The sequence below is a fragment of the Niastella koreensis GR20-10 genome, assembly GCF_000246855.1.
In the GTDB taxonomy this organism is placed as follows: Bacteria; Bacteroidota; Bacteroidia; order Chitinophagales; family Chitinophagaceae; genus Niastella; species Niastella koreensis.
Window position 1 is genome coordinate 1,679,140 of record NC_016609.1, and the last position, 20,203, is coordinate 1,699,342.

Annotated in this window: 15 protein-coding genes; 7 read left to right on the forward strand and 8 right to left on the reverse strand. The window is 46.0% G+C overall.

Annotated features, from left to right (window positions below):
• The first annotated feature begins 4 nt into the window (after positions 1-4).
• Genes NIAKO_RS39285 through NIAKO_RS06695 form a run of 5 tightly spaced genes read left to right on the forward strand, consistent with a single transcriptional unit; the run spans position 5 to position 12,830 of the window.
• Complete coding sequence (locus NIAKO_RS39285; protein WP_172642121.1) at positions 5-4,591, forward strand: GH92 family glycosyl hydrolase; 4,587 nt, start codon at positions 5-7, stop codon at positions 4,589-4,591.
• The gene (locus tag NIAKO_RS06680; protein ID WP_014217643.1) at positions 4,592-7,510 is read left to right on the forward strand and encodes a discoidin domain-containing protein; all 2,919 of its coding nucleotides are present in this window, start codon (positions 4,592-4,594) and stop codon (positions 7,508-7,510) included.
• 1 nt (position 7,511) lies between these two features.
• On the forward strand, positions 7,512-9,008 hold the full coding sequence (locus NIAKO_RS06685) for a sialate O-acetylesterase (RefSeq protein WP_014217644.1): 1,497 nt from the start codon (positions 7,512-7,514) through the stop codon (positions 9,006-9,008).
• Entirely contained in the window at positions 9,008-11,443 is a 2,436-nt protein-coding gene (locus NIAKO_RS06690; RefSeq protein WP_014217645.1) for a glycoside hydrolase family 38 C-terminal domain-containing protein, read from the forward strand. The genes NIAKO_RS06685 and NIAKO_RS06690 overlap by 1 nt, the downstream gene beginning before the upstream one ends.
• Positions 11,436-12,830 carry an SGNH/GDSL hydrolase family protein gene (locus NIAKO_RS06695; RefSeq protein ID WP_014217646.1) on the forward strand — a complete coding sequence of 465 codons (1,395 nt, stop codon included), beginning with the start codon at positions 11,436-11,438 and terminating at the stop codon, positions 12,828-12,830. Before NIAKO_RS06690 ends, NIAKO_RS06695 begins: the two co-directional genes overlap by 8 nt.
• On the opposite strand, the gene NIAKO_RS06700 is transcribed toward NIAKO_RS06695, so the two are convergent.
• On the reverse strand, positions 12,827-13,711 hold the full coding sequence (locus NIAKO_RS06700) for a helix-turn-helix domain-containing protein (RefSeq protein ID WP_014217647.1): 885 nt from the start codon (positions 13,709-13,711) through the stop codon (positions 12,827-12,829). The genes NIAKO_RS06695 and NIAKO_RS06700 overlap by 4 nt on opposite strands.
• 70 nt (positions 13,712-13,781) lie before the next feature.
• Here NIAKO_RS06700 and NIAKO_RS06705 point away from each other — a divergent pair, with 70 nt between their 5' ends.
• A complete protein-coding gene (locus NIAKO_RS06705) occupies positions 13,782-14,567 on the forward strand; it encodes a hypothetical protein (RefSeq protein ID WP_014217648.1) in 786 nt (261 codons plus the stop codon).
• 118 nt (positions 14,568-14,685) lie between these two features.
• Positions 14,686-15,111: a tetratricopeptide repeat protein gene (locus NIAKO_RS36460; RefSeq protein ID WP_014217649.1), complete on the forward strand. Its 426-nt coding sequence runs from the start codon at positions 14,686-14,688 to the stop codon at positions 15,109-15,111.
• Between the two features lie 215 nt (positions 15,112-15,326).
• Here NIAKO_RS36460 and NIAKO_RS06715 read toward each other — a convergent pair whose 3' ends face one another.
• The 7 genes from NIAKO_RS06715 to NIAKO_RS39700 all read right to left on the reverse strand — a co-directional run bounded on the left by NIAKO_RS06715 (position 15,327) and on the right by NIAKO_RS39700 (position 20,177).
• The gene (locus tag NIAKO_RS06715; protein WP_014217650.1) at positions 15,327-16,208 is read right to left on the reverse strand and encodes an OmpA family protein; all 882 of its coding nucleotides are present in this window, start codon (positions 16,206-16,208) and stop codon (positions 15,327-15,329) included.
• Between the two features lie 190 nt (positions 16,209-16,398).
• On the reverse strand, positions 16,399-17,178 hold the full coding sequence (locus NIAKO_RS06720) for a PI-PLC domain-containing protein (RefSeq protein ID WP_014217651.1): 780 nt from the start codon (positions 17,176-17,178) through the stop codon (positions 16,399-16,401).
• A gap of 156 nt (positions 17,179-17,334) precedes the next feature.
• A complete protein-coding gene (locus NIAKO_RS06725; RefSeq protein ID WP_014217652.1) occupies positions 17,335-17,637 on the reverse strand; it encodes a polyhydroxyalkanoic acid system family protein in 303 nt (100 codons plus the stop codon).
• A gap of 130 nt (positions 17,638-17,767) precedes the next feature.
• Complete coding sequence (locus NIAKO_RS38420) at positions 17,768-17,929, reverse strand: hypothetical protein (RefSeq protein WP_014217653.1); 162 nt, start codon at positions 17,927-17,929, stop codon at positions 17,768-17,770.
• A 27-nt stretch (positions 17,930-17,956) separates the two neighbouring features.
• Positions 17,957-18,364: a hypothetical protein gene (locus NIAKO_RS06730; RefSeq protein ID WP_014217654.1), complete on the reverse strand. Its 408-nt coding sequence runs from the start codon at positions 18,362-18,364 to the stop codon at positions 17,957-17,959.
• Positions 18,365-18,376: 12 nt separating this feature from the next.
• Positions 18,377-19,942 (reverse strand): GmrSD restriction endonuclease domain-containing protein, encoded by a 1,566-nt coding sequence (locus NIAKO_RS06735; protein ID WP_207622484.1) that lies wholly within the window; start codon positions 19,940-19,942, stop codon positions 18,377-18,379.
• Positions 19,845-20,177 carry a DUF262 domain-containing protein gene (locus NIAKO_RS39700; RefSeq protein WP_014217656.1) on the reverse strand — a complete coding sequence of 111 codons (333 nt, stop codon included), beginning with the start codon at positions 20,175-20,177 and terminating at the stop codon, positions 19,845-19,847. Before NIAKO_RS39700 ends, NIAKO_RS06735 begins: the two co-directional genes overlap by 98 nt.
• Positions 20,178-20,203: the final 26 nt, after the last annotated feature.

Consider the following 20,203-nt stretch of genomic DNA (forward strand, 5'->3'; position numbering starts at 1 on the left):
TCATATGACTAATAAAAAGAGAAATTATTTAATGGCGTCTCTGTTGTTGACAACCTTACATGGTGCCGGCCAGCAAATAAAACAACTGGCCTCCTATGTGAATCCTTTTATTGGGGCCAGCACCAATATCGATAAGGCAGGTGCCAGTCATGGATTAGGCAAAACGTTTCCCGGCGCCACCACGCCTTATGGAATGGTGCAGGTTAATCCGAATACCATCACGGGTGGCGACAATGGTTCGGGGTATAGCTATGAACATACATCCATTGAAGGGTTTGCCTTTACCCAGCTAAGCGGTATTGGCTGGTATGGCGACCTTGGTAATTTTTTAGTGATGCCATCAACGGGCACACTAAAAACATCGGCTGGCCGGCCCGATCATCAGGAGGAAGGGTACCGGTCAGCCTTTGACAAACAATCAGAGGCGGCAAGTCCGGGTTACTATAAAGTAGGCTTATCAAAGTATAAAGTAAAAGCAGAAATGACGGCAGCGCCGCACAGCGGTATGCTGCGTTTTACTTTTCCTGCGAATAACCAGTCGCGCATCCAGATAGATCTGGCGCGAAGAGTAGGGGGTACCTCCACCGAACAATATGTACGGGTGGTAGATGAACATACCATCGAAGGCTGGATGAAATGTACGCCCGATGGCGGGGGCTGGGGCAATGGCGAAGGCCATGCCGACTATACCGTATACTTTTATGCGCAGTTTAGCAAACCTCTGAAACAATACGGCGTATGGAGCGCTGCTATTCCCAATGACTGGACGCGCAAAAGAGAAGACATCGAGAGCCAGCGTTATCAGCAGGTGATCGCCGCGGCGGCCACCATTGGAATTATTAAACAACCACGCGAGCAGCAGGGAAAACACCTTGGTTTTTTTACCGAGTTTGCTACCAAAGAAAACGAACCCGTGTTGATGAAAGCCGGTATTTCCTTTACCGATGTGGCGCATGCAAAAATGAACCTTGAACACGAGATCACCGGTTGGGATTTTGACAAAGTGCATAACAGTGCCAGGGCCTTATGGAACCAGGCGCTGGAGAAAATAAAAATAGAAGGCGGCACCGAAGAAGAGAAAACTGTTTTTTATACGGCTATGTACCATACCATGATCGATCCCAGGATCGTGTCGGATGTGGATGGCGCGTACACCGGTGGCGATGGAAAGATCCACACCGCTAAAGAAAACCAAACACGCAGAACGGTATTCAGTGGCTGGGATGTGTTCCGCAGCCAGATGCCCCTGCAAACAATTATCAATCCCGCATTGGTAAACGATCTGATTGGTTCATTGACCGATCTGGCTGGTGAAACCGGCCGCGGGTATTTTGAACGCTGGGAATTATTGAACGCCTATTCGGGTTGTATGATCGGCAACCCAGCCGTATCGGTATTGGCAGATGCGTATGCAAAAGGCATCCGGAACTATGATTTGACGAAGGCGTATGAATACGCCCGTAACAGTTGTGAACGTTTTGGCAATGGCGATAAGGGCTGGTCGTTCAGCACCGAGCCGGAAGACAAGCGCCGGAACTCCTACGGCAATTCACCTTTTCCTATTTCCAATACCCTGGAGAATGCGTATTCAGAATGGTGTTTGTCGAGCCTGGCGGCCGCCATGGGAAAAAAGGATGACGCCATGAAGTATGCAAAACGGGCATTGAGTTATAAGAATGTATTTGATGCCTCCAGGCACTGGTTCCGGCCACGGAAGGAAGATGGCAGTTGGGAAGAATGGCCGGCCGAAGGACGGCTGAAACAATTCTACGGCACCGTAGAAAGCAATCCCTATCAACAGGGTTGGTTTGTGCCGCACGATGTGCCCGGGATGGTGCAACTGATGGGTGGTAAGGACAGCGTGATCGCCGATCTGCTGCATTTCTTTAACAACACCCCTGCCAACCTGTTGTGGAACGATTACTATAACCACGCAAATGAGCCGGTACATCATGTACCCTTTTTATTTAATCGCCTGAATGTACCCTGGCTAACGCAGGAGTGGAGCCGCAAAATTTGCGCGCGTGCGTATCACAATAAAGTAGAAGGATTGGTAGGTAATGAAGATGTAGGGCAGATGTCGGCCTGGTATGTGCTGGCCGCTTCCGGTATTCATCCCGTTTGTCCGGGTGATACACGGTACGAGATCACCAGTCCGGTGTTTGCAAAGGTAGAAATGCAGTTAGACCCGAATTATGCAAAGGGAAAGACCTTTACGGTGATCGCCAAAAACAATAATGCAAAAAACGTCTACATTCAACGGGCATGGTTGAATGGGAAACCTTATAACAAATGCTTCATCGATCATGCCGAGGTAGCGGCTGGCGGCGTATTGGAACTGGAGATGGGCCCCATACCCAATACCCATTGGGGCGTTGAAGCAAACGACGACCTGGTGAAATACGCCAACACCTTACAGGGCACAGCCTCTGATTTTAGTTGCAGTTACGGCAATACGTACCCTACCACAGCGCTGCCGTTTGGTATGAACGCCTGGACCCCGCAAACGGGGAAGAACGGCGATGGCTGGAAATACCAGTACACCGCCAACACCATTCGTGGTTTTGGTCAAACCCATCAATGCAGTCCCTGGGTAAATGACTATGCCGTGTTTACCCTGATGCCGGTGGCTGGTACGTTGGTAGTGGACGAGAACAAAAGAGCGGCTGCTTTTCATCATGAAAATGAAACCGGCCGCCCGGATTATTATAAAGTACAATTCGACAATGGCATCACTACCGAAATTACGCCGGTTGAACGCGGAGCAGCCATGCGGTTTTCATATCCCGCAACGGAGGAAGGGTTTCTGGTGTTGGATGGCTACACGCAATTAAGCGAGGTGAACATCGATGCAGCCCATCGCCGCATCAGCGGCTGGGTGAATAATTCGCGCTGGACGCCCAAAGGGTTCCGCAATTATTTTGTGCTGGAATTTGATCAGCCCTTCATGAGCTTCGGTACCTGGGAGAATGAAAAAAATACCATCCTTAAAGACAGTACTCAAAAGGAAGGCAAAGGCGCAGGCGCCTGGTTGCAATTCCCCAAAGGAGCCGTGGTGCAGGTAAAGATCGCTTCTTCCTACATCAGTCCGCAACAGGCGGCAACCACGTTGCAACGGGAGTTGGGTGCATTCACCGGTTTCGACGATACACGCGCTGCGGCGCAGCAGGTTTGGAACAAACTCTTTCACCGCGTACTGGTAGAAGGTGGCACCGAAGAACAAAAAGCTACTTTCTATTCCTGTTTGTTCAGGGCCAACCTGTTTTCGCACCAGTTCTTCGAGTATAACGAACAGGGGCAGCCTGTTTATTACAGTCCGTACGACGGCGCCATCCACGATGGCTATATGTATACCGATAATGGTTTCTGGGATACCTTTCGTTCCCAGTTTCCGCTTAATACCATTTTACATCCCACTATGGAAGGGCGGTACATGCAGGCCCTGCTGGCAGCGCAACAGCAATGCGGCTGGCTGCCTGCCTGGTCGTTCCCTTCCGAAACAGGGGGCATGTTGGGTAACCATGCCATCTCGCTGTTAACCGATGCCTGGGTAAAAGGTATTCGCAGCTTTAGCGCCGATTCGGCGTTAAAGGCTTACTATCACGAAGCCACCAACAAAGGGCCCTGGGGCGGCGCCAATGGCCGCCAGGGTTGGAAGGATTATTACCAGTTGGGTTATGTGGCTTATCCCGAATCACAGGGATCAACAGCGCAAACGCTGGAATACGCCTATGACGACTTTTGCGCCTGGCAGCTGGCCACTTATACGGGTAACCGTTTTTATACAAATGTGTTTGCCCGCCAGCTCTACAATTACCGGAACGTATTTGACCCCGCTACCAATTTTATGCGTGGACGGTTAACGAATGGTCAATGGGCAACACCCTTTGATCCGCTCGACTGGGGCGGGCCCTATACCGAAGGAAATGCCTGGCATTATACCTGGTCGGTTTTTCACGATGTGCAGGGACTGATCAACCTGATGGGAGGCGAACAACATTTCACCGCCAAACTCGACTCAGTATTTTCCATGCCCAATATCATAAAGACCGGTTCTTACGGAACTATTATCCATGAAATGAAAGAAATGCAACTGGCCAATATGGGACAGTATGCGCACGGCAACCAGCCTATACAACATATGATTTACCTGTACAATTATGCGCGGCAACCCTGGAAGGCGCAGGCGCATGTAAGGGCGGTGATGGACAAATTGTACAATGCTACAGAAAAAGGTTTTCCCGGCGATGAAGACCAGGGCGGGATGTCGTCGTGGTATGTGCTGAGCGCATTGGGTTTGTATGCCGTGTGCCCCGGTACCGATCAGTATGTGATCGGCAGTCCCTTGTTTCCCAAAGTGACCATTACCCTCGAAAATGGAAAGCAATTCATAATCGAAGCAAAAAACAACAACGGCAAAAACGTATATATCTCGCACGCTACCCTGAATGGAAAAGAATATACGCATAACTGGATCACGCATACCGACATCACCAATGGTGGGGTATTACATTTTGACATGAGTAATAAACCCGCAACCAACCGGGGTATTTTAAACGCAGATAAACCGTTTTCTTTAACAACGAAATAGATGAACCAGTTTTATTCAAGGATGGCAGGCGGTCTTTTATTGCTGGCCGCTTTAACTACAACAGCACAGGAAAGGATCGATCTCAACAGTTCACAACAGGTACAATGGAGGCTTACCCCGCAGGACGAAATTGGCCGCGATAGTGTAGCGATGTATAAAGAAGGCTATGATAGCAAACGATGGGTGACAGCCGTGGTGCCGGGTTGTGTGTTTACTTCATATGTGCAGGCCGGTTTAGAGAAAGACCCGAATTTCGGTGATAACATTTACCAGGTAGATCAGCAAAAATACAATCGCAATTTCTGGTACCGGACTGAGTTTGCAACACCCAGGTTGGGTACAGGCAAAACATGCCGGCTGCATTTCAAAGGCATCAACCGCAAAGGGGAAGTCTTTTTAAACGGAATAAGAATCGGAATGCTGGATGGATTTATGGAAAGAGGCGATTTTGAAGTAACGAAGTTGTTATCTAAATCAGGAAAGAATGTGCTCGCTGTGCTGGTGCACTGGCCGGGCAAACCGATTGCCAACCATGCCAGCCCAACGTATATAGCCAGCGATGGCTGGGACTGGATGCCATCAGTACCCGGGTTGTTACAGGGTATTGTAAGCGGTGTGTACCTGTCTGTTACCGGCGGGGTGGTGATTGCCGATCCCTGGGTGCGTACGGAACTGCCAGCTAAAACCAATGCGGAGATCTCATTGAGCCTGGGTTTGAACAATGTGTCCGCAAAAGAAGAAAAAGGCGAGTTATCGGCCGTCATTCAACCAGGCAATATCGTGCTTACGCAACCGGTGCATTTGCGTGCAGGAGAACATACGGAAATACAGTTTACTACCAATAAGTTTGCGCAGTTAAAGATCCAAAACCCACTGCTGTGGTGGCCGAATGGTTATGGCGATCCCAACTTGTATACGTGTACCATCAAATATACCGCTGGTGGCCAGGTGAGTGACAGCACACGCCTGCAGTTTGGTATTCGCAAATACAGTTACGATACAACAGGCGGGGTGTTGCACCTCAGTATCAATGGCGAAAAGATCTTTGTGCGCGGGGGCAACTGGGGCATGAGCGAGTACCTGTTGCGTTGCCGCGGCAGTGAGTACGATGTGAAAGTAAAACTGCACCGGGAGATGAACCTGAATATGATCCGCAACTGGATTGGTTCAGTAACCGATGAAGAGCTCTATGATGCCTGTGATAAATATGGCATTATGATCTGGGATGATTTCTGGCTCAATTCACATCCCAATTTACCCGATGATGTGTACGCATTTAATAAAAATGCGGTGGAGAAGATAAAGCGTTTGCGTAATCATGCTTCTATTGCCGTTTGGTGTGGCGATAACGAAGGATATCCCTTACCTCCGTTGAACGGCTGGCTGCGCGAGGATGTAAAAACTTTTGATGGCGGCGACCGCTGGTACCAGCCCAATTCGCATTCCGATGCCTTGACCGGCAGCGGTCCCTGGACCAATTTTCATCCCAACTGGTACTTCACTAAGTATCCCGGCGGTTTTGGCGGAAATGCCGGCTGGGGTTTTCGTACCGAGATCGGAACAGCCGTGTTCACTACCTATGAGAGCTTTAAAAAGTTTATGCCCGATAGCGCGGCCTGGCCACGATCGGGTATGTGGGATAAACATTTCTTTGGCAAATCGGCCGCCAATGCCGGACCAGATAACTACGATGCTGCAGTAAAAAGCTATGGCGCGCCAACCGGCATAGAAGATTATTGCCGTAAAGCGCAACTGGTAAATATAGAAACGAACAAGGCTTTATACGAAGGCTGGCAGCACCATATGTGGAACGATGCCTCGGGAGTAATGACCTGGATGAGCCAGAGCGCCTATCCCTCGTTTGTATGGCAGACCTACGATTATTATTACGACCTCACCGGTGCATACTGGGGTGTTAAAAAAGCCTGCGAGCCCTTGCATGTGCAATGGAGCTATGCCGATAATTCTGTGAAGGTGGTCAATACCACATTGGAGAATCAATCGGGATTAAAAGCGGAAGCCATCATCTATGATCTCAATGGCCGGGTGCAAACAAAGTATAGCAAAACAGCTACGATAAATGCGTTGCCTGATACCACAACTTCCTGTTTTGATCTTACCTTCAGCACCGAAAACCGGGCGTATAAAAAAACAGCGGTTGCTTCGTCAGGAGCCGTAGAGGCGCCGGATGCTGCAGCCATTACCGATGGCAACAGTGGCTCGCGGTGGAGCAGTAATTATTCCGATAATGAATGGGTGTATGTTGACCTGGGTGAGGAACAAATAGTGAAAACAGTAATCCTGAACTGGGAAGCAGCTTATGCGAGCGCTTATAAAATACAGGTATCAGCTGATGCGCAACACTGGACAGATGTATACAGCACAAGCGAGGGCAGGGGAGTAGTAGAAAAAATATCCCTGACACCGGTAAAGGCCCGCTATGTAAAAATGCAGGGCATTAAAAGGGCCACCAGCTTTGGCTATTCAATGTACGACCTGGAAGTATACAGCAATAACCAGCCGGCCCTTACGGAAGTACAATTTATAAAGCTGTTACTTACTGATGCGCAGGGCAAACTGGTATCGGATAATTTTTACTGGCGCAGTAACAAGCTGGCCGATTATACCGCGCTGGGCAAACTGCCAAAAGCAAAACTGAAATTTGAGTCTAAGCTGGTGAACAAAGAGGGAAAGGCGGTCATTGACGTGATAGTAAGCAATCCATCAGCGCCGGTAGCTTTTGCCATCCGCGTGCAGGCAATCAGAACAAGCGATGGCGAACGGTTGTTGCCTGCGATCATGAATGACAACTACTTCACGCTGTTCAAAGGTGAACATAAAAAGATTGAAATAGAATTTGACGCCTCCCTTTTACAGGGCGGCGGTTATAAACTGATTGTGGAACCCTATAATAAGTAGTATGAAGTTTTTTGTTGTGTTATTGTTGGTTGTTGGTTGGTGTCCGGTAACAGGATACGCCAACAAGTACGATCCGGAGCTGCAGTTAGGCAGCGGATTGCAGGACAGTATGGTGGTGCAGCAGAACCGGCCTTTGACTATTTGGGGCAAAGCGCCCGCTGGTAAGGACGTATCCATTCATGCCGATTGGATGCAGGGATCAGTAACCATAAAGGCGGATGGCGATGGAAGTTTTACAGGCCTCATGAATGTACCCGCCGTTCAACCCGGCGATTATCGTCCGCATAGTATCGAGGTAACAACCGGAACTTCAACAATTACGCTGAACAACGTATTGATAGGCGAGTTGTGGTTATGCAGTGGACAGTCGAATATGCAATTCAGCATGAAAGAAGTAACGGATGCGAATAATGAAGTAGCGGCGGCTAATTATCCCAATTTGCGCTTGCTAAATGTTGGCTTGAACTTCAGCGCCACGCCATATGATTCGTTTTCCGGCAAATGGACAACCTGCCGGCCCAACGTGGTAAAAGACTTCAGCGCTGTGGGTTATTATTTCGGGCGCGAACTGCAGCAAAAGCTGAATGTACCTGTGGGTATTATCTTCAGCGGAATTGGCGCTTCTGCCGCCCAGGCCTATGTACCGCAACCGGTGCTGGCGGCGGATACTATGCTGAACCGCGTATACCTGCAACCTTATTTGAACAGTCCCAGATCAAAAGAAGTAATCAACGGCGGCTTTAGCTTTGAAAAAGTAACCCGGCCGTTTTTGTTATACAATGCTATTATTTATCCCTTGCGGCATTTTAGTATCCGGGGTGTTTGCTGGTACCAGGGCGAAGCCAACCGAAAGGAGCGTGATAGTTATACAAAGTTGACGCAGACATTGATCCAAAGCTGGCGGCAGACTTTTCAGCAACCCGATCTGCCTTTCTATTATGTACAGGTAGCGCCTTACTTCCTGGAAAAAGAAGATCCTACGCTGGCGGATTATGCCTTTTTTCGCGAAGCGCAGGAAAAGGTATCAACGCTGAACAATACGGCCATGGTCACCACCATCGATGTAGGCGAAGCAAAGAACCTGCATCCGCATAATAAAAAGCCTATTGGTATCAGATTAGCGAAAACGGCGTTGAACCGTACTTACGGACAACTGGATGTTACAGCGCGCGGACCGCAATACCAGTACCTGAAAGTGAGCGGCAAAAAAGCCATCATTCATTTTGAAACGGGCACTACCACCGGTGGTTTACAAACAGACAGTAGCAGCGCACCAAAGTTCTTTCTCATTGCCGGCGCCGATCAGCAGTTTTATCCGGCTTTGGCAGCCATCGATGGCGACAGGATTGTTGTGTGGAGCGATAAAGTAAAAAAGCCGGTGGCAGTACGGTATGCGTTTACCAATTACGCAGTTACCAGCCTGCATAACGGCGCCGGCTGGCCTGTAATTCCATTCCGTACCGATAACTGGGTTGAACCAACTCCAAAAACCGATTAATGAAGCGATCACTGTTTTATATCTTCCTGTTTATTGCGTTGAAGGGTACCGCGCAAACAGCCTGGTTTATCGATGGCTATCACGGCGGCATCTACGGACATCTGCCCGCCTGGCAAACCAAGTTCATGGTGGAGAAGCTGGCGCAATATCCCGATTGGAAATTGAACCTGGAACTGGAACCTGTATCGTGGGACAGTATTGCGGTGCAGGATCCAATAAATTATAAAGCCTTTCAACAATTGATGACTGATCAATCGGTCAATGGCCGGATTGAATATGTGAACCCGGCTTACGGCCAGGCGTATATGTACAATATTTCCGGCGAATGTATTATCAGGCAGTTGTATTACGGCATGAAAAAACTGCGGCAGCATTTTCCAGACATACAGTTTAATACCTATTCATCGGAGGAGCCTTGTTTCACCAGTGCCTTGCCACAACTATTAAAATCCTATGGATTTAAATATGCTTCACTCAAGAATCCAAACACCTGTTGGGGCGGGTATACCCGCGCCTTTGGCGGTGAACTGGTGAACTGGACCGGCCCCGATGGAAGCTCCATACTTACCTCGCCGAGGTATGCCATAGAAGCTTTCAAACCACATTCCATTTGGGAAACCATTGCCTCGGGCAATAGTAAGGAGTATGTACAACAGGCATTTGCTTATGGTATTAAACATCCCGTCGGTATGTGTTTGCAGGACGCCGGCTGGAGTTTTGGTCCCTGGTTGCGGGGTGGCAATGAAACCGGCGCCAACGGCGTGTATGCCCCAACGAAGTATGTTACATGGAAAGGATACTTTCAAAATATATCAAACGGAAAGGCCGATAAAGACTGGCGCTTCACCCAGGAAGACGTCCTCGTAGGCCTTATGTGGGGCGCGCAGGTATTACAACGAATAGCACAGCGTGTACGCCATTCGGAGAACAACATCATCCAGGCAGAAAAGCTGGCCGCGATGTCGGCAGCATGGAAAGGAACCACCTGGCCGGAGAACAGCTTCTCCGCCGCCTGGAGCACCTTGCTATTGTCGCAACACCACGATTGCTGGATTGTTCCATACAATGGAAAACCCGGCGATACGTGGGCTGATAAAGTGGTTAGGTGGACGGGTTTCACAAATCACCTCACCGACAGCATCACCCAAAGCGCTACGCAGCAATTGGCAGGCAAGGCAGGTGAATATGTGCGCGTGTTCAATACCACCGCTGTTGAGCGCGATGAGTTGGTGCGGTATGGCGATCAGTTGTTCCGCGCAAAAGTACCGGCGATGGGCTATGCAAGCTACAAGTTGAATGCATTGCCATCGGTAAAAGGCGCTTCCGTAACAAAATTGAATAATGGAATGTACCAGGTAGAAACGGATCTGTATCGACTATTGATAGACCCGGCAAAAGGCGGGGCCATCACCAGTTGGATCGCGAAACAATCTGGTAACAAAGAGTTAGTGGAAAAAGGAAAGGGCATCAACGAACTACGTGGTAACTTTTACAAAAACGGCGGCATGCAATCCAGCGCCGATAAAGCAGCTGCAATAGAAGTGCTGGAAAACGGACCTGCCGAAGTAAAACTGGCCATCAACGGCAGCATCGCCGGTAATTCCTTTACCCAAACGTTGACTGTTCAGCAAGCCGAACCCCGGGTAGACTTCCAATTAAAAATAGACTGGAAAGATAATCCAGCGATCGGCGAATATTATGATGAACCAAAAGATACCCAGGTAAGAAAAGCATATTACGACGACCGGTTCAAACTGCTGACCCTGTTTCCCGTAAACCTGGCAGCACAAAAGATAGTGAAGAACGCACCCTTTGATGTAACCCAAAGCAAACTCACCAATACGTTTTACAATCGCTGGGACAGCATCAAGAACAACGTGCTGTTGAACTGGGTGGATGTACAGGATGGGAATGGGGAGTACGGCCTGGCCCTGTTCAGCGATCATACCACCAGCTATGCACATGGAGAAAACTTCCCGCTTGGTTTAACCATCCAATATTCAGGCAACGGTATCTTCTACCGCAATTATACCCTCGACGGACCTACAGAGATCCATTACGCATTACTACCGCACAAGGGTACCTGGGAGGCAGCCGGGTTGTGGGCAGAAGCCAACAAATGGAACGAACCATTGATAGCAACTGCTGCCGCTGATGAAGGGCAACGCTCTTTGCTGCAAACAGACAGGGGAGTGGAAGTATCTTCCATTACCCATGACGGCCATGCTATGCTGGTCCGGCTCTTTAATGCAACTGCAAAAAGCCCGGTGATAAAAGTGTTCGTAGGCTTCATTGCCAAAAGCGCTGTACAGGTAGAACTGGATGGCCGGCAAATAAAAACATTACCTATTCATACCGATAAAACCGGGCGAAGCTGGGTGGAATTACCCATCCCGCAATTTGGAATAAGAACCATAAAATTTGAACATGTATAAGAAAATTGTTTCCTCATTATTAGCTATAGTGGCCTTGTCAACTGCCAGTGTGGCGCAGGTGCAACGGATGATGCCTTTTCAGGCAGGCGAACGGGTTACTTTTGTAGGCAATAGTATTACCGAGGCAGGTTATTACGAGTCGTACATCTGGTTGTATTACATGCTTCATTTTCCGGCACGAAAGATCACCGTATACAACTGCGGCATTGGCGGCGACAGAGCGCAAAACATTTTAGGCCGCATCGATAAAGACGTATTTGCCAAAAAGCCCACCACCATTTGTGTAACCTTTGGGATGAACGACAGCGGCTATTTTGAATACCTGAGTGGCAATGGCGATTCAACCGGGCAACAAAAAGCAAAGGAAAGTAAACGCTTTTTTGATACCATCGAACAGAAGTTAAAAGCTTATGTTCCGGCGAAAAAGATCATGATCACCTCTTCGTTGTACGATGAGACCATGAAGAACCCCAAGAACTATTTCCCAAAGAAAAGTCTGTCGATGAATACCATTGCAGCTTTCCAGGAAAAAGCAGCGCAGGACAACCATTGGGGTTTTGTTGACTTCCTGCATCCCATGACAGAAATAACGCTGCGGGAGCAAAGAAAAGATTCGGCCTTTACCCTCACCAGTTCCGACCGCATTCATCCCGGTAATGCCGGACATTTTGTAATGGCATGGTTGTTTTTAAAACAACAGGGACTGGCAGGAAAACCCGTTGCCGACATTGCTATCGACGCCGCGGCAAAGAAAATACAGCACCAGGAAAATTGTCAGCTCTCCGCATTGTCAGTAACACCCGGTACCGTACAGGTGGATTACCTCGCCAATTCTCTGCCTTTCCCGCAGGATACGGTTTCGCGGATGTGGGAGAACCCGCAGCGCCAGGCCGATGCCTTAAAAGTAATTCCCTTTACCGAAGACATGAACCGCGAAATGCTCACCGTACATGGACTGGCCGCCGGTGATTATAGTGTTATGATCGATGGCAAACCCATTGGTAACTGGAGCGGCGAACAACTGGGCGCGGGGATAAACCTGGCGCTGGTGAAAACCACCCCGCAGTACGATCAGGCCATGACGGTGTTGTTGCTGAATGAAGAGCGCATGGCGCTGGAATCGAAGCTGCGTGCTTATTACTGGTTACAGTTCAATTACCTGAAAGAGATCGGCATGCAGTTCAACGATAACAAAGTGGCGATGGATTCTGTAGCGTCAAGAGCCACACGGGATTGGGCGGTTGCCTCCAAGCGCGATAACTATCGGGCAGCAAGATATGCAGCCGTACGTGCCAGCTGGCAGCGGCAGATAGATGCATTGGTAAATGAAATGTATACCCTCAATCAACCAAAGAAACATACTATCAAAATTGTAAAAGCCGGTTAAAAGAAGATCCGTTCGCCCACATTGCCGTGTTTGTGGCGAAAGTCTTTTGGCGTTAGACCTTTTTGACGTTTAAAAGTGCGGTTGAAATTGGAGATGTTGGTAAAGCCGCAGGCGCTGGCAATTTCAGCAATGGAATCTTTTGTATCAATCAGCAGGCGGGCGGCATGCCCCAGGCGGATATCATTTAGAAAATCAACAAAGTTCACCCCCGTTTTGGTTTTAAAGAAACGGCTGAAAGCAGTCTCGGCCATGTTTACCAGCGTGGCCGCTTCTGCCAGCCGTACCGGGCGGTTGAAGTTGGCATTCATAAACTCGATCAGCTTTTCCATGCGCACACTGTCCATATAGATATAATCCGCATTGTAGATCTTCTCCCCCGAGAGGTAACGGGAATCCGTAGCGATGGCCAGTTCGTTCAGCACGATCATCAGTCCCACGAGTGAATCAAACCCCGTTTTGTGTTCCAGTTCTTTGATCAGCGGCGCCACGCGTTTGATCGTTTCTTTGGAGAACAGGATGCCTTTGATGGATTGTTCAAACAGTTCGCGAATGGAATTGAGCTGGGTCCGCTTCAGCATGGTTTCATGAAACAGGTCGCGGTGAAACTGGATGGTTACCTCGAAGATCTTGTCGCTTTGGCATTTGTGGGTAAACCAGGCATGCGGGATATTAGGCCCAACCAGCACCAGTTCCAGGTCATCGATCTCCTCCATACTGTCACCCACTACGCGTTTGACGCCTTTGGCGTTTTCAATAAAGTTCAATTCATATTCCTCATGAAAATGCAGGGGGAAATCGAATTCCGTTTTGAATCTGGCAAACAATGAGAAGCAGTCCGACTTGGTCAAAGGGGGCGCTTCTTTGAGAATTGATCTGGACATACTACTAAGTTAATCTAATCCCGGAAAATCATAAATTCCTTTATTTTTCTTTTTTTGCAGAAATTAGCCAATGAAAAAGCCGGTTCTGGTTCAACTTATTGCCTTATTATTACTCCTCACTTCCTGTCACCGCCTTCCTTTTCCGGCAAGACCGTCCGGCGCTATGACCGGGCGGGAATTTTATCGCCTGGCCGACAGTATGAAATGGGATACCCGGGAGCCTATTGCCCAACAACAGATCTTATCGGGTAATGTGCCGCCCTTCCTGCGAAAGCTTAAACGGGTGCATACATCCATTACAGATAGTACCGGCCACACAATTAAAGCTACCTTTTATGTAACGCCGGATTACGTGAGCATTGGAAATGCGAAAGATTGGGCAAGGGTACCCTTAACACCCATAACTGCGCAAATCATTGCCGACAGCCTTCATTGCTTTTTGCCTACCCGAAAAATGGTGAATGATATTTATTCGCAAGCCAGCGTTAAGCTGGAGCCGGTGCCTTTGTATGCGTTCCGCGATAGCGCCATCACTTTCTGGCATCATCACCTGATCATTGAAGGACAGCGAAAAGGGAAAAAAGGACTGATAGCGGGGATAAAAAAAGATGTGGTAAGCAGTGGAAAGATCACCGGCCGCAATGTTGTGATCTATGGCTGGCACCAGTTGAACGGAAAACCTATTCAGCCATTGTACGGCGGGCACATAAACTGGTATGTAGATTACAGTCATGGGATCAGGCTGGTGAGCCGAAATATAAAAGTGGCCGGGCACTTGATGGATTATAAAGATGTATTGTTACATCCCGTTTACCGGAAATTGCTCAGTGATGAAGATTCGGTTCGCAGTTATTGATTTTTCTGCCTCATTTAAAATGAAAAAACAGCATTTCTTTCTGTAATGTACAGGAAAAACAGTTTCTAAACCAGCTCCACCAGGTTTTTTTGATTGGTGGAAAAGTAAAAAATAAATAATGAAAGGGAATAGTATTTATTTAAAAGCAAAGGCGGTACATGAAAAAATGTATGAATTATCTGGTCAAATAAAAGAGGAGGAAAGGGAAATTATTTATAACGAATATTTTACTTTGATTAAAAGAGCAGCATATTTGGGTCATCCTGATGCCCAATATGATTTGGGGCAACAGTATGAGACAATGAGCTATTTAAGTATAGAAAATCCAAAGTATAATCCAACGAAATGTATTTTTTGGTATACAAAGGCTTGTGCACAAAATCATGCTGCGGCTTGTAATAATCTCGCAACGTTTTACGAATCTGGGATAGGCTGTGAAAAAGATTTAGAAAAAGCGTTAACGTTATATAAGAAGTCCGCCGATTTGGGTGATTCGCTTGGAAAGAAAAATTATAAGATCATGAAACAGCAATTGCGATCATAGAATTGAAAACGAAAAATTATAAAAAGCCGCATGATCGCTGTGGCGAAAAATTCACGGTAACGTATGATCCGAATTTGCTCTTAGCTGCTTTAAACGGGCTTTATTCTTCATTAAAGAAAGGAATGATATTGGTGATAAAGTAAAATGAAGAGGCCGCCTCTAATGTTTGCAAAACATGGAGGCGGCCTCTCTATACATACTTTATGGGAGCTTACTTATTTAACAGCTGTCGAGTTATTTTGCAACAGCTTGTACAATTCATCCAGTTTGGGCGATAAAATGATATCCGTTCTTCTGTTTTGCGCCCGGCCTTCAGCGGTGCTGTTCGTTTGAACCGGTTCAAACTGGCTGTGACCGGAAGCCACCACTCTTTCAGGACTTACTTTATAATCGATCGTAAGAATTCTTACAATAGAAGCGGCCCGCGCTAAGCTCAGGTCCCAGTTGTCCTGGTATTTGCCGCGGATAGGAATAGAATCGGTGTGGCCTTCGATGTCAACCGTGATATCGGGGTTCACGTTCAGTACTTCGGCCAGTTTATTCAGCGCTTCTTTACCTTTTGGATTTACTACTGCGCTGCCGGAAGGGAACAACAGATTTTCCTGCAGGCTCACATACACTTTACCATTTTTAGTAGACACAGTAAGCTCGCTCGATTTGAAGCCATTGAGGGCATTGGCCATCTTCTTCCTGATCTCTTCAATTGCCTGTTTTTGCTGGTCCATTAATGCCTGTAACTGTTCCAGTTTCTTTTTCTGGCTCACCAGTTCCTGGCCGTTCTTGGCCAGCAGGGATTGTTTGCTGGAGGCGTCATTTATCAGTTTTACTTTTTCCTGGTTCAGGTCAGAGATATCCTTTGACAATTTGTCAATTTCCGCATCCAGGTCGGTAATGCTTTTGTTTTTCGACTCCACTGATTTCTGCAGGTCCGCTACCTGGTTTTTCAGGTTGCTTACATTCTGGGCGAGTGCCGCGCTGTCGTTTCTGGCGCTTTGTAAGGCCGCCTGGGAGGCTTTAAATTTTTTGGTAGGGACACAACTACTCAAAAAGACAAGGGTACCAATAGAGATCTTCGTTACGGTTATTAGTCTATTCATAAAATATACGGTATACAATTTATTTTTCAAGTGTACTTTGGGTCGGTCACATACCGATAAAAATGTGCCAAATTTTAAAAGAGGGGTTATTCAGCCAGGAAGTTGCATTAAAAAGCGGTTAGAAGGAAGAAATTAAAAAAGCCTCCTGAAATTTAGTCAGGAGGCTTTACAATATAAGTGATGAGCGTGTTTACGTTTTTCTTACGCCGTTCTTTTTTAAATACTCGGCGAGGGCTTTTATGCTGTCGGTATTGATGTAATCAACGCCCAGTTCGATGAGTTTAGCCCAGCCCTCGATGAAATCGGGGGTGTTCCAAAGCCTTACCTTTTTGCCCAAAGCATGGCCTTTGTCAACCGCTTTTTTCAGCTTTTCCCAATCGTTGGTCTGTATTTCCTCATGGCCAGTCCAGGTGGAGTAATTAATAAAATTATCGTTCAGAATGGCGATGCGGGAAAGTGCGTCCTTACTGTAATTGTTGCTTAATAAGCCATCGAACCACAGGAAAGAAGGGTAGGAGCTGTAGGTATTGTGAGGCGGTTTGTCGCCGGTTACCAGGATGGTGAGTGATTTGCAACTGGTAATGGCCGGAAATTTCATCAGCAGTTCTATCAGTCTATTGATGGAGGCGACTGCTTCTCTTTTTACATCGAGCAGTAACACCAGTTTACGGCTGGAATCCGCATATACATTACCCCCGTTTTTCCGGATCATTTCCGACAGCGGTGTCAGGTACATGCTTTCAAATGTGCGGTTTAGTTCCACATCCTTAAGGGTATGGGCCACATACAGCTCATTTTCGTTTAAATACACATCCGCTTCCATGGACCCATATTCCAGGTTATAGGCGTTGAAAAAGGGCGCCGATTGCTGGTAATCATTATGCGAATGGCAATTGGCCGTGGTATACACAGCGGGTTGCGCCAGCACATGCAGGTATGGGAAAAAGATCAGGAACAGTACGGTTTTCATATGTATCGTTATCCGGGTTTAGTTTTAGCCGACCCAATAGTAGTGCTCTTCCAGGGAGATTAATGTTGTATCAGAGGTATAATGGTAGATTGATAGTGTTAATATGACAAATAAAGAAAATATTAGTGAAAAATGCAAGTTTTTAGTCTACAGATACTATTTAAGCAACGCATTTGCTTTTTCCGTAATAATGGAGGCGATCTGACCCTTAAACAGGGACACGGCAAACGGCAGGTCCGATTCCAGGAGCACTTCCTTATCCTTTACCTGGATGGAGCCGGCGATATTAAACCCTTTGGCCGAAAAGCTGAAATTGCCGTTGGGGCCGTTCCAGTTCTCCTGCACATCGGTAATGGTGCCTTTTTGTTCTTCCTGCAGGCGGCCCAGCATTTGTTTAATACGGTTCAATGCTTCTTCCTGGGTTTGCGAATGCGGTATATTTAAAGATAATTTAGACATATGATCTGATTGATAAAGAGTGCAAATATAAGGTATGCAATTACCAAACCAAGCCGGGAAAATTGCTATTTTGTAACCCAATACCCTTTGAGTAAAAGCCAAATTAGAAAATAACGGAAAGGTTATTTGGTCAAAGACAATTGGCGGAAATTATATAGATGATTTTAACCGCGCCAGGGATGCTTTGGGCAAAGAAATCTTCCCGGGCGTATTGATGGGAGAGGATGGAATGGGCGTGGGCTTCGTTGAGGGAGCGGAATTGGGTGGAGAGGGTGAGGTAGGTTGGGTGCATTATTTTCTTATTCGATATTATTTGTTTTTATTGCTCCACTACATTTTTATCCGATACAAAAAATACTTTAATTCCTAATGTTTTAATTGGATTAAATACTTTTTCTACTAAGTCCCTATGGGGAGGAGTATCGGGCAATGCTATTCCTGCCTTGGTTTTAGAACCTGCTGGTTTATCATGTAATATTTTCATTGATGCAAGAATTGCTCTTGAAACATGAGATATTATCTGGCTGTTATTGAAAGGATCACCATATCGATCTGAGTCTTCTTTTGAGCTTGTCTCTCCCTTTGCTTCAATATAAAGCATGTGTTTTGTGCTTTCAGCAATGATATCAATGCCTTGTTGATGGGTTAAAAGAGCTTGATTGATTTTATATCCATTTCTTTTTAAGTGTTCCGCCAGTAATGAAACAATATTATTTTCGTTTAACATTCTTAATATATATTATGATATGGCAGCCTCTACAATTTCTGCAGCTACCACTGAGGTGTCAAATTCTTCGAAAGTAATTCCTGAAAGTTTTTGCTTCAAATTATCCAATATCAACGTAAGCCTTTCCTCAACAAAGATATCAAGCGCATTGGTAGGCATATCGTTATTTCTTGCCCATTGCATAATTTTTGAAGGCAAAAAATGGCCTGGCATTATTGCATGAAATTCCGGGTTGTCATAATCCCTTAAATATTCGAGCGGGTTTCGGTTGGTAATATCAAGGTTAGTGATTTGCGTAAGGTAAGCGATATTCAAAAGTGAATTATTGCTGATGTTATTAAGGTGCTGATTACTTAAAATATATTCTGAATTTGTTGGAAAGATATGGTGGAGGTTTGGCTTGTCGGTAGAAAAGAAAAGGTTATGGGCCAAAACTTCCCGGTCACAATGTTCCCAATCTTTTGGCTTCATACTGGCAAACAATGATAATAAAGCGCGGCTCATTCTACCTCTTGAGCTATACGATGCTGACCGAAGAGTTTCTTTATTGATCAGGAAACGGTCAAATTTATATTCATTTTTGTATTTTTCTATATCTAAGAAACCGATATGTTGAAATAGATGTGTTGTGTTACTTAACAGTTCCTGATTATGAAAGCTATAAAACCAGAAATACTTTTTTAGGAAATCGTAATTAGGCGACTGATTTTGATAAAAATATGCTGTGATGGTGAAATAAAAATATCTAAAAGGTATTAGATGCGGTGTTTTGAGCTGCAAATGATTTTCAAAGAAGTCAAACGTTTTAAGTAATGCCTTTTTTGCATCTTCCCAAACTTCAAGTATATGCTCGGTTTTTATTTCATTCAGATATCTATCAGTAATATTTCTAACTCCACTATTATCAACACCCAAATTTATAAGAACGGCAAGGGCATGGAGATAGTCCAGGTCGTTAATTTGCAAAAACTGGCTATTGTTTGTATTTCTAAAATCATCGATCAATTCTCTTAAATAAAATCCAGGCTCTCCATTTGTTATTGGTTTGAATGTTTTGGCAACTACAATGTCAAAAATATTCAAAGGTTTTCCAGCCTGATTGATTCGTTCAAAAATCTGGCATACTTCAGAAATTTGTATTCCTTTTACTTCAATAAATGAGACCCGATAATTATCAAGGATCTCTTTTATTCTTCTTAATTCTATTCGAACCTGGTGATCGTAGTCTTTGAAATCAGGGTTGGAATGATCTATGAGTTTCCGCTCAACGTTACCGAAAGCATTTTTGACATCAATGAGCTTTACTATCAGCCCTTCATTAAACCTGATTTTTTTGCCGGTATTATACCGAAGTTCCCCATTTCTATCATCAATTTCATCCCAAAACAAAAAACGGTTTCTGTAACTTTCGTCATCGGTGTCACTGTCTATTGGAATAGTGAGATCAACATACAATGTTGGATCAAATCCATTTTTACCTTCAATATTTCCGCCATAAAGTGAAGTAAGTAGAGATGTTGTACGTTGTTGGCCGTCTAATATATACTGATATTCCGTTTCTTGTAAAATTTGTATCAGTGATCAAATGCCCACCGATTTGCCTGTGGTTCTGTAGCTTTAGATCAGTTTTCCAAATGAGAATACTCCCCAGTGGGTAAAATTTATAGATGCTGTCCCATAGTTTTTTTACATTTTCTCTTTCCCAAACAACCTCCCGCTGGAACGTAGGTATTTGATAATTTTTATTTAAGAGTTCATCTAAAAATGTGGTAAGTCCCTTATTGGTAGGGAGAATCCGATCTGTATAATTCATTGATTTAGGTTAATAGTATTGAACGA

What these genes read in the sequence shown, in the direction of transcription:
- NIAKO_RS39285 (WP_172642121.1), top strand. Translation starts at nt 5, where the DNA reads ATGACTAATAAAAAGAGAAATTATTTAATGGCGTCTCTGTTGTTGACA.
- NIAKO_RS06680 (WP_014217643.1), top strand. Translation starts at nt 4,592, where the DNA reads ATGAACCAGTTTTATTCAAGGATGGCAGGCGGTCTTTTATTGCTGGCC.
- NIAKO_RS06685 (WP_014217644.1), top strand. Translation starts at nt 7,512, where the DNA reads ATGAAGTTTTTTGTTGTGTTATTGTTGGTTGTTGGTTGGTGTCCGGTA.
- NIAKO_RS06690 (WP_014217645.1), top strand. Translation starts at nt 9,008, where the DNA reads ATGAAGCGATCACTGTTTTATATCTTCCTGTTTATTGCGTTGAAGGGT.
- NIAKO_RS06695 (WP_014217646.1), top strand. Translation starts at nt 11,436, where the DNA reads ATGTATAAGAAAATTGTTTCCTCATTATTAGCTATAGTGGCCTTGTCA.
- NIAKO_RS06700 (WP_014217647.1), bottom strand. Translation starts at nt 13,711, where the DNA reads ATGTCCAGATCAATTCTCAAAGAAGCGCCCCCTTTGACCAAGTCGGAC.
- NIAKO_RS06705 (WP_014217648.1), top strand. Translation starts at nt 13,782, where the DNA reads ATGAAAAAGCCGGTTCTGGTTCAACTTATTGCCTTATTATTACTCCTC.
- NIAKO_RS36460 (WP_014217649.1), top strand. Translation starts at nt 14,686, where the DNA reads ATGAAAGGGAATAGTATTTATTTAAAAGCAAAGGCGGTACATGAAAAA.
- NIAKO_RS06715 (WP_014217650.1), bottom strand. Translation starts at nt 16,208, where the DNA reads ATGAATAGACTAATAACCGTAACGAAGATCTCTATTGGTACCCTTGTC.
- NIAKO_RS06720 (WP_014217651.1), bottom strand. Translation starts at nt 17,178, where the DNA reads ATGAAAACCGTACTGTTCCTGATCTTTTTCCCATACCTGCATGTGCTG.
- NIAKO_RS06725 (WP_014217652.1), bottom strand. Translation starts at nt 17,637, where the DNA reads ATGTCTAAATTATCTTTAAATATACCGCATTCGCAAACCCAGGAAGAA.
- NIAKO_RS38420 (WP_014217653.1), bottom strand. Translation starts at nt 17,929, where the DNA reads ATGCACCCAACCTACCTCACCCTCTCCACCCAATTCCGCTCCCTCAAC.
- NIAKO_RS06730 (WP_014217654.1), bottom strand. Translation starts at nt 18,364, where the DNA reads ATGTTAAACGAAAATAATATTGTTTCATTACTGGCGGAACACTTAAAA.
- NIAKO_RS39700 (WP_014217656.1), bottom strand. Translation starts at nt 20,177, where the DNA reads ATGAATTATACAGATCGGATTCTCCCTACCAATAAGGGACTTACCACA.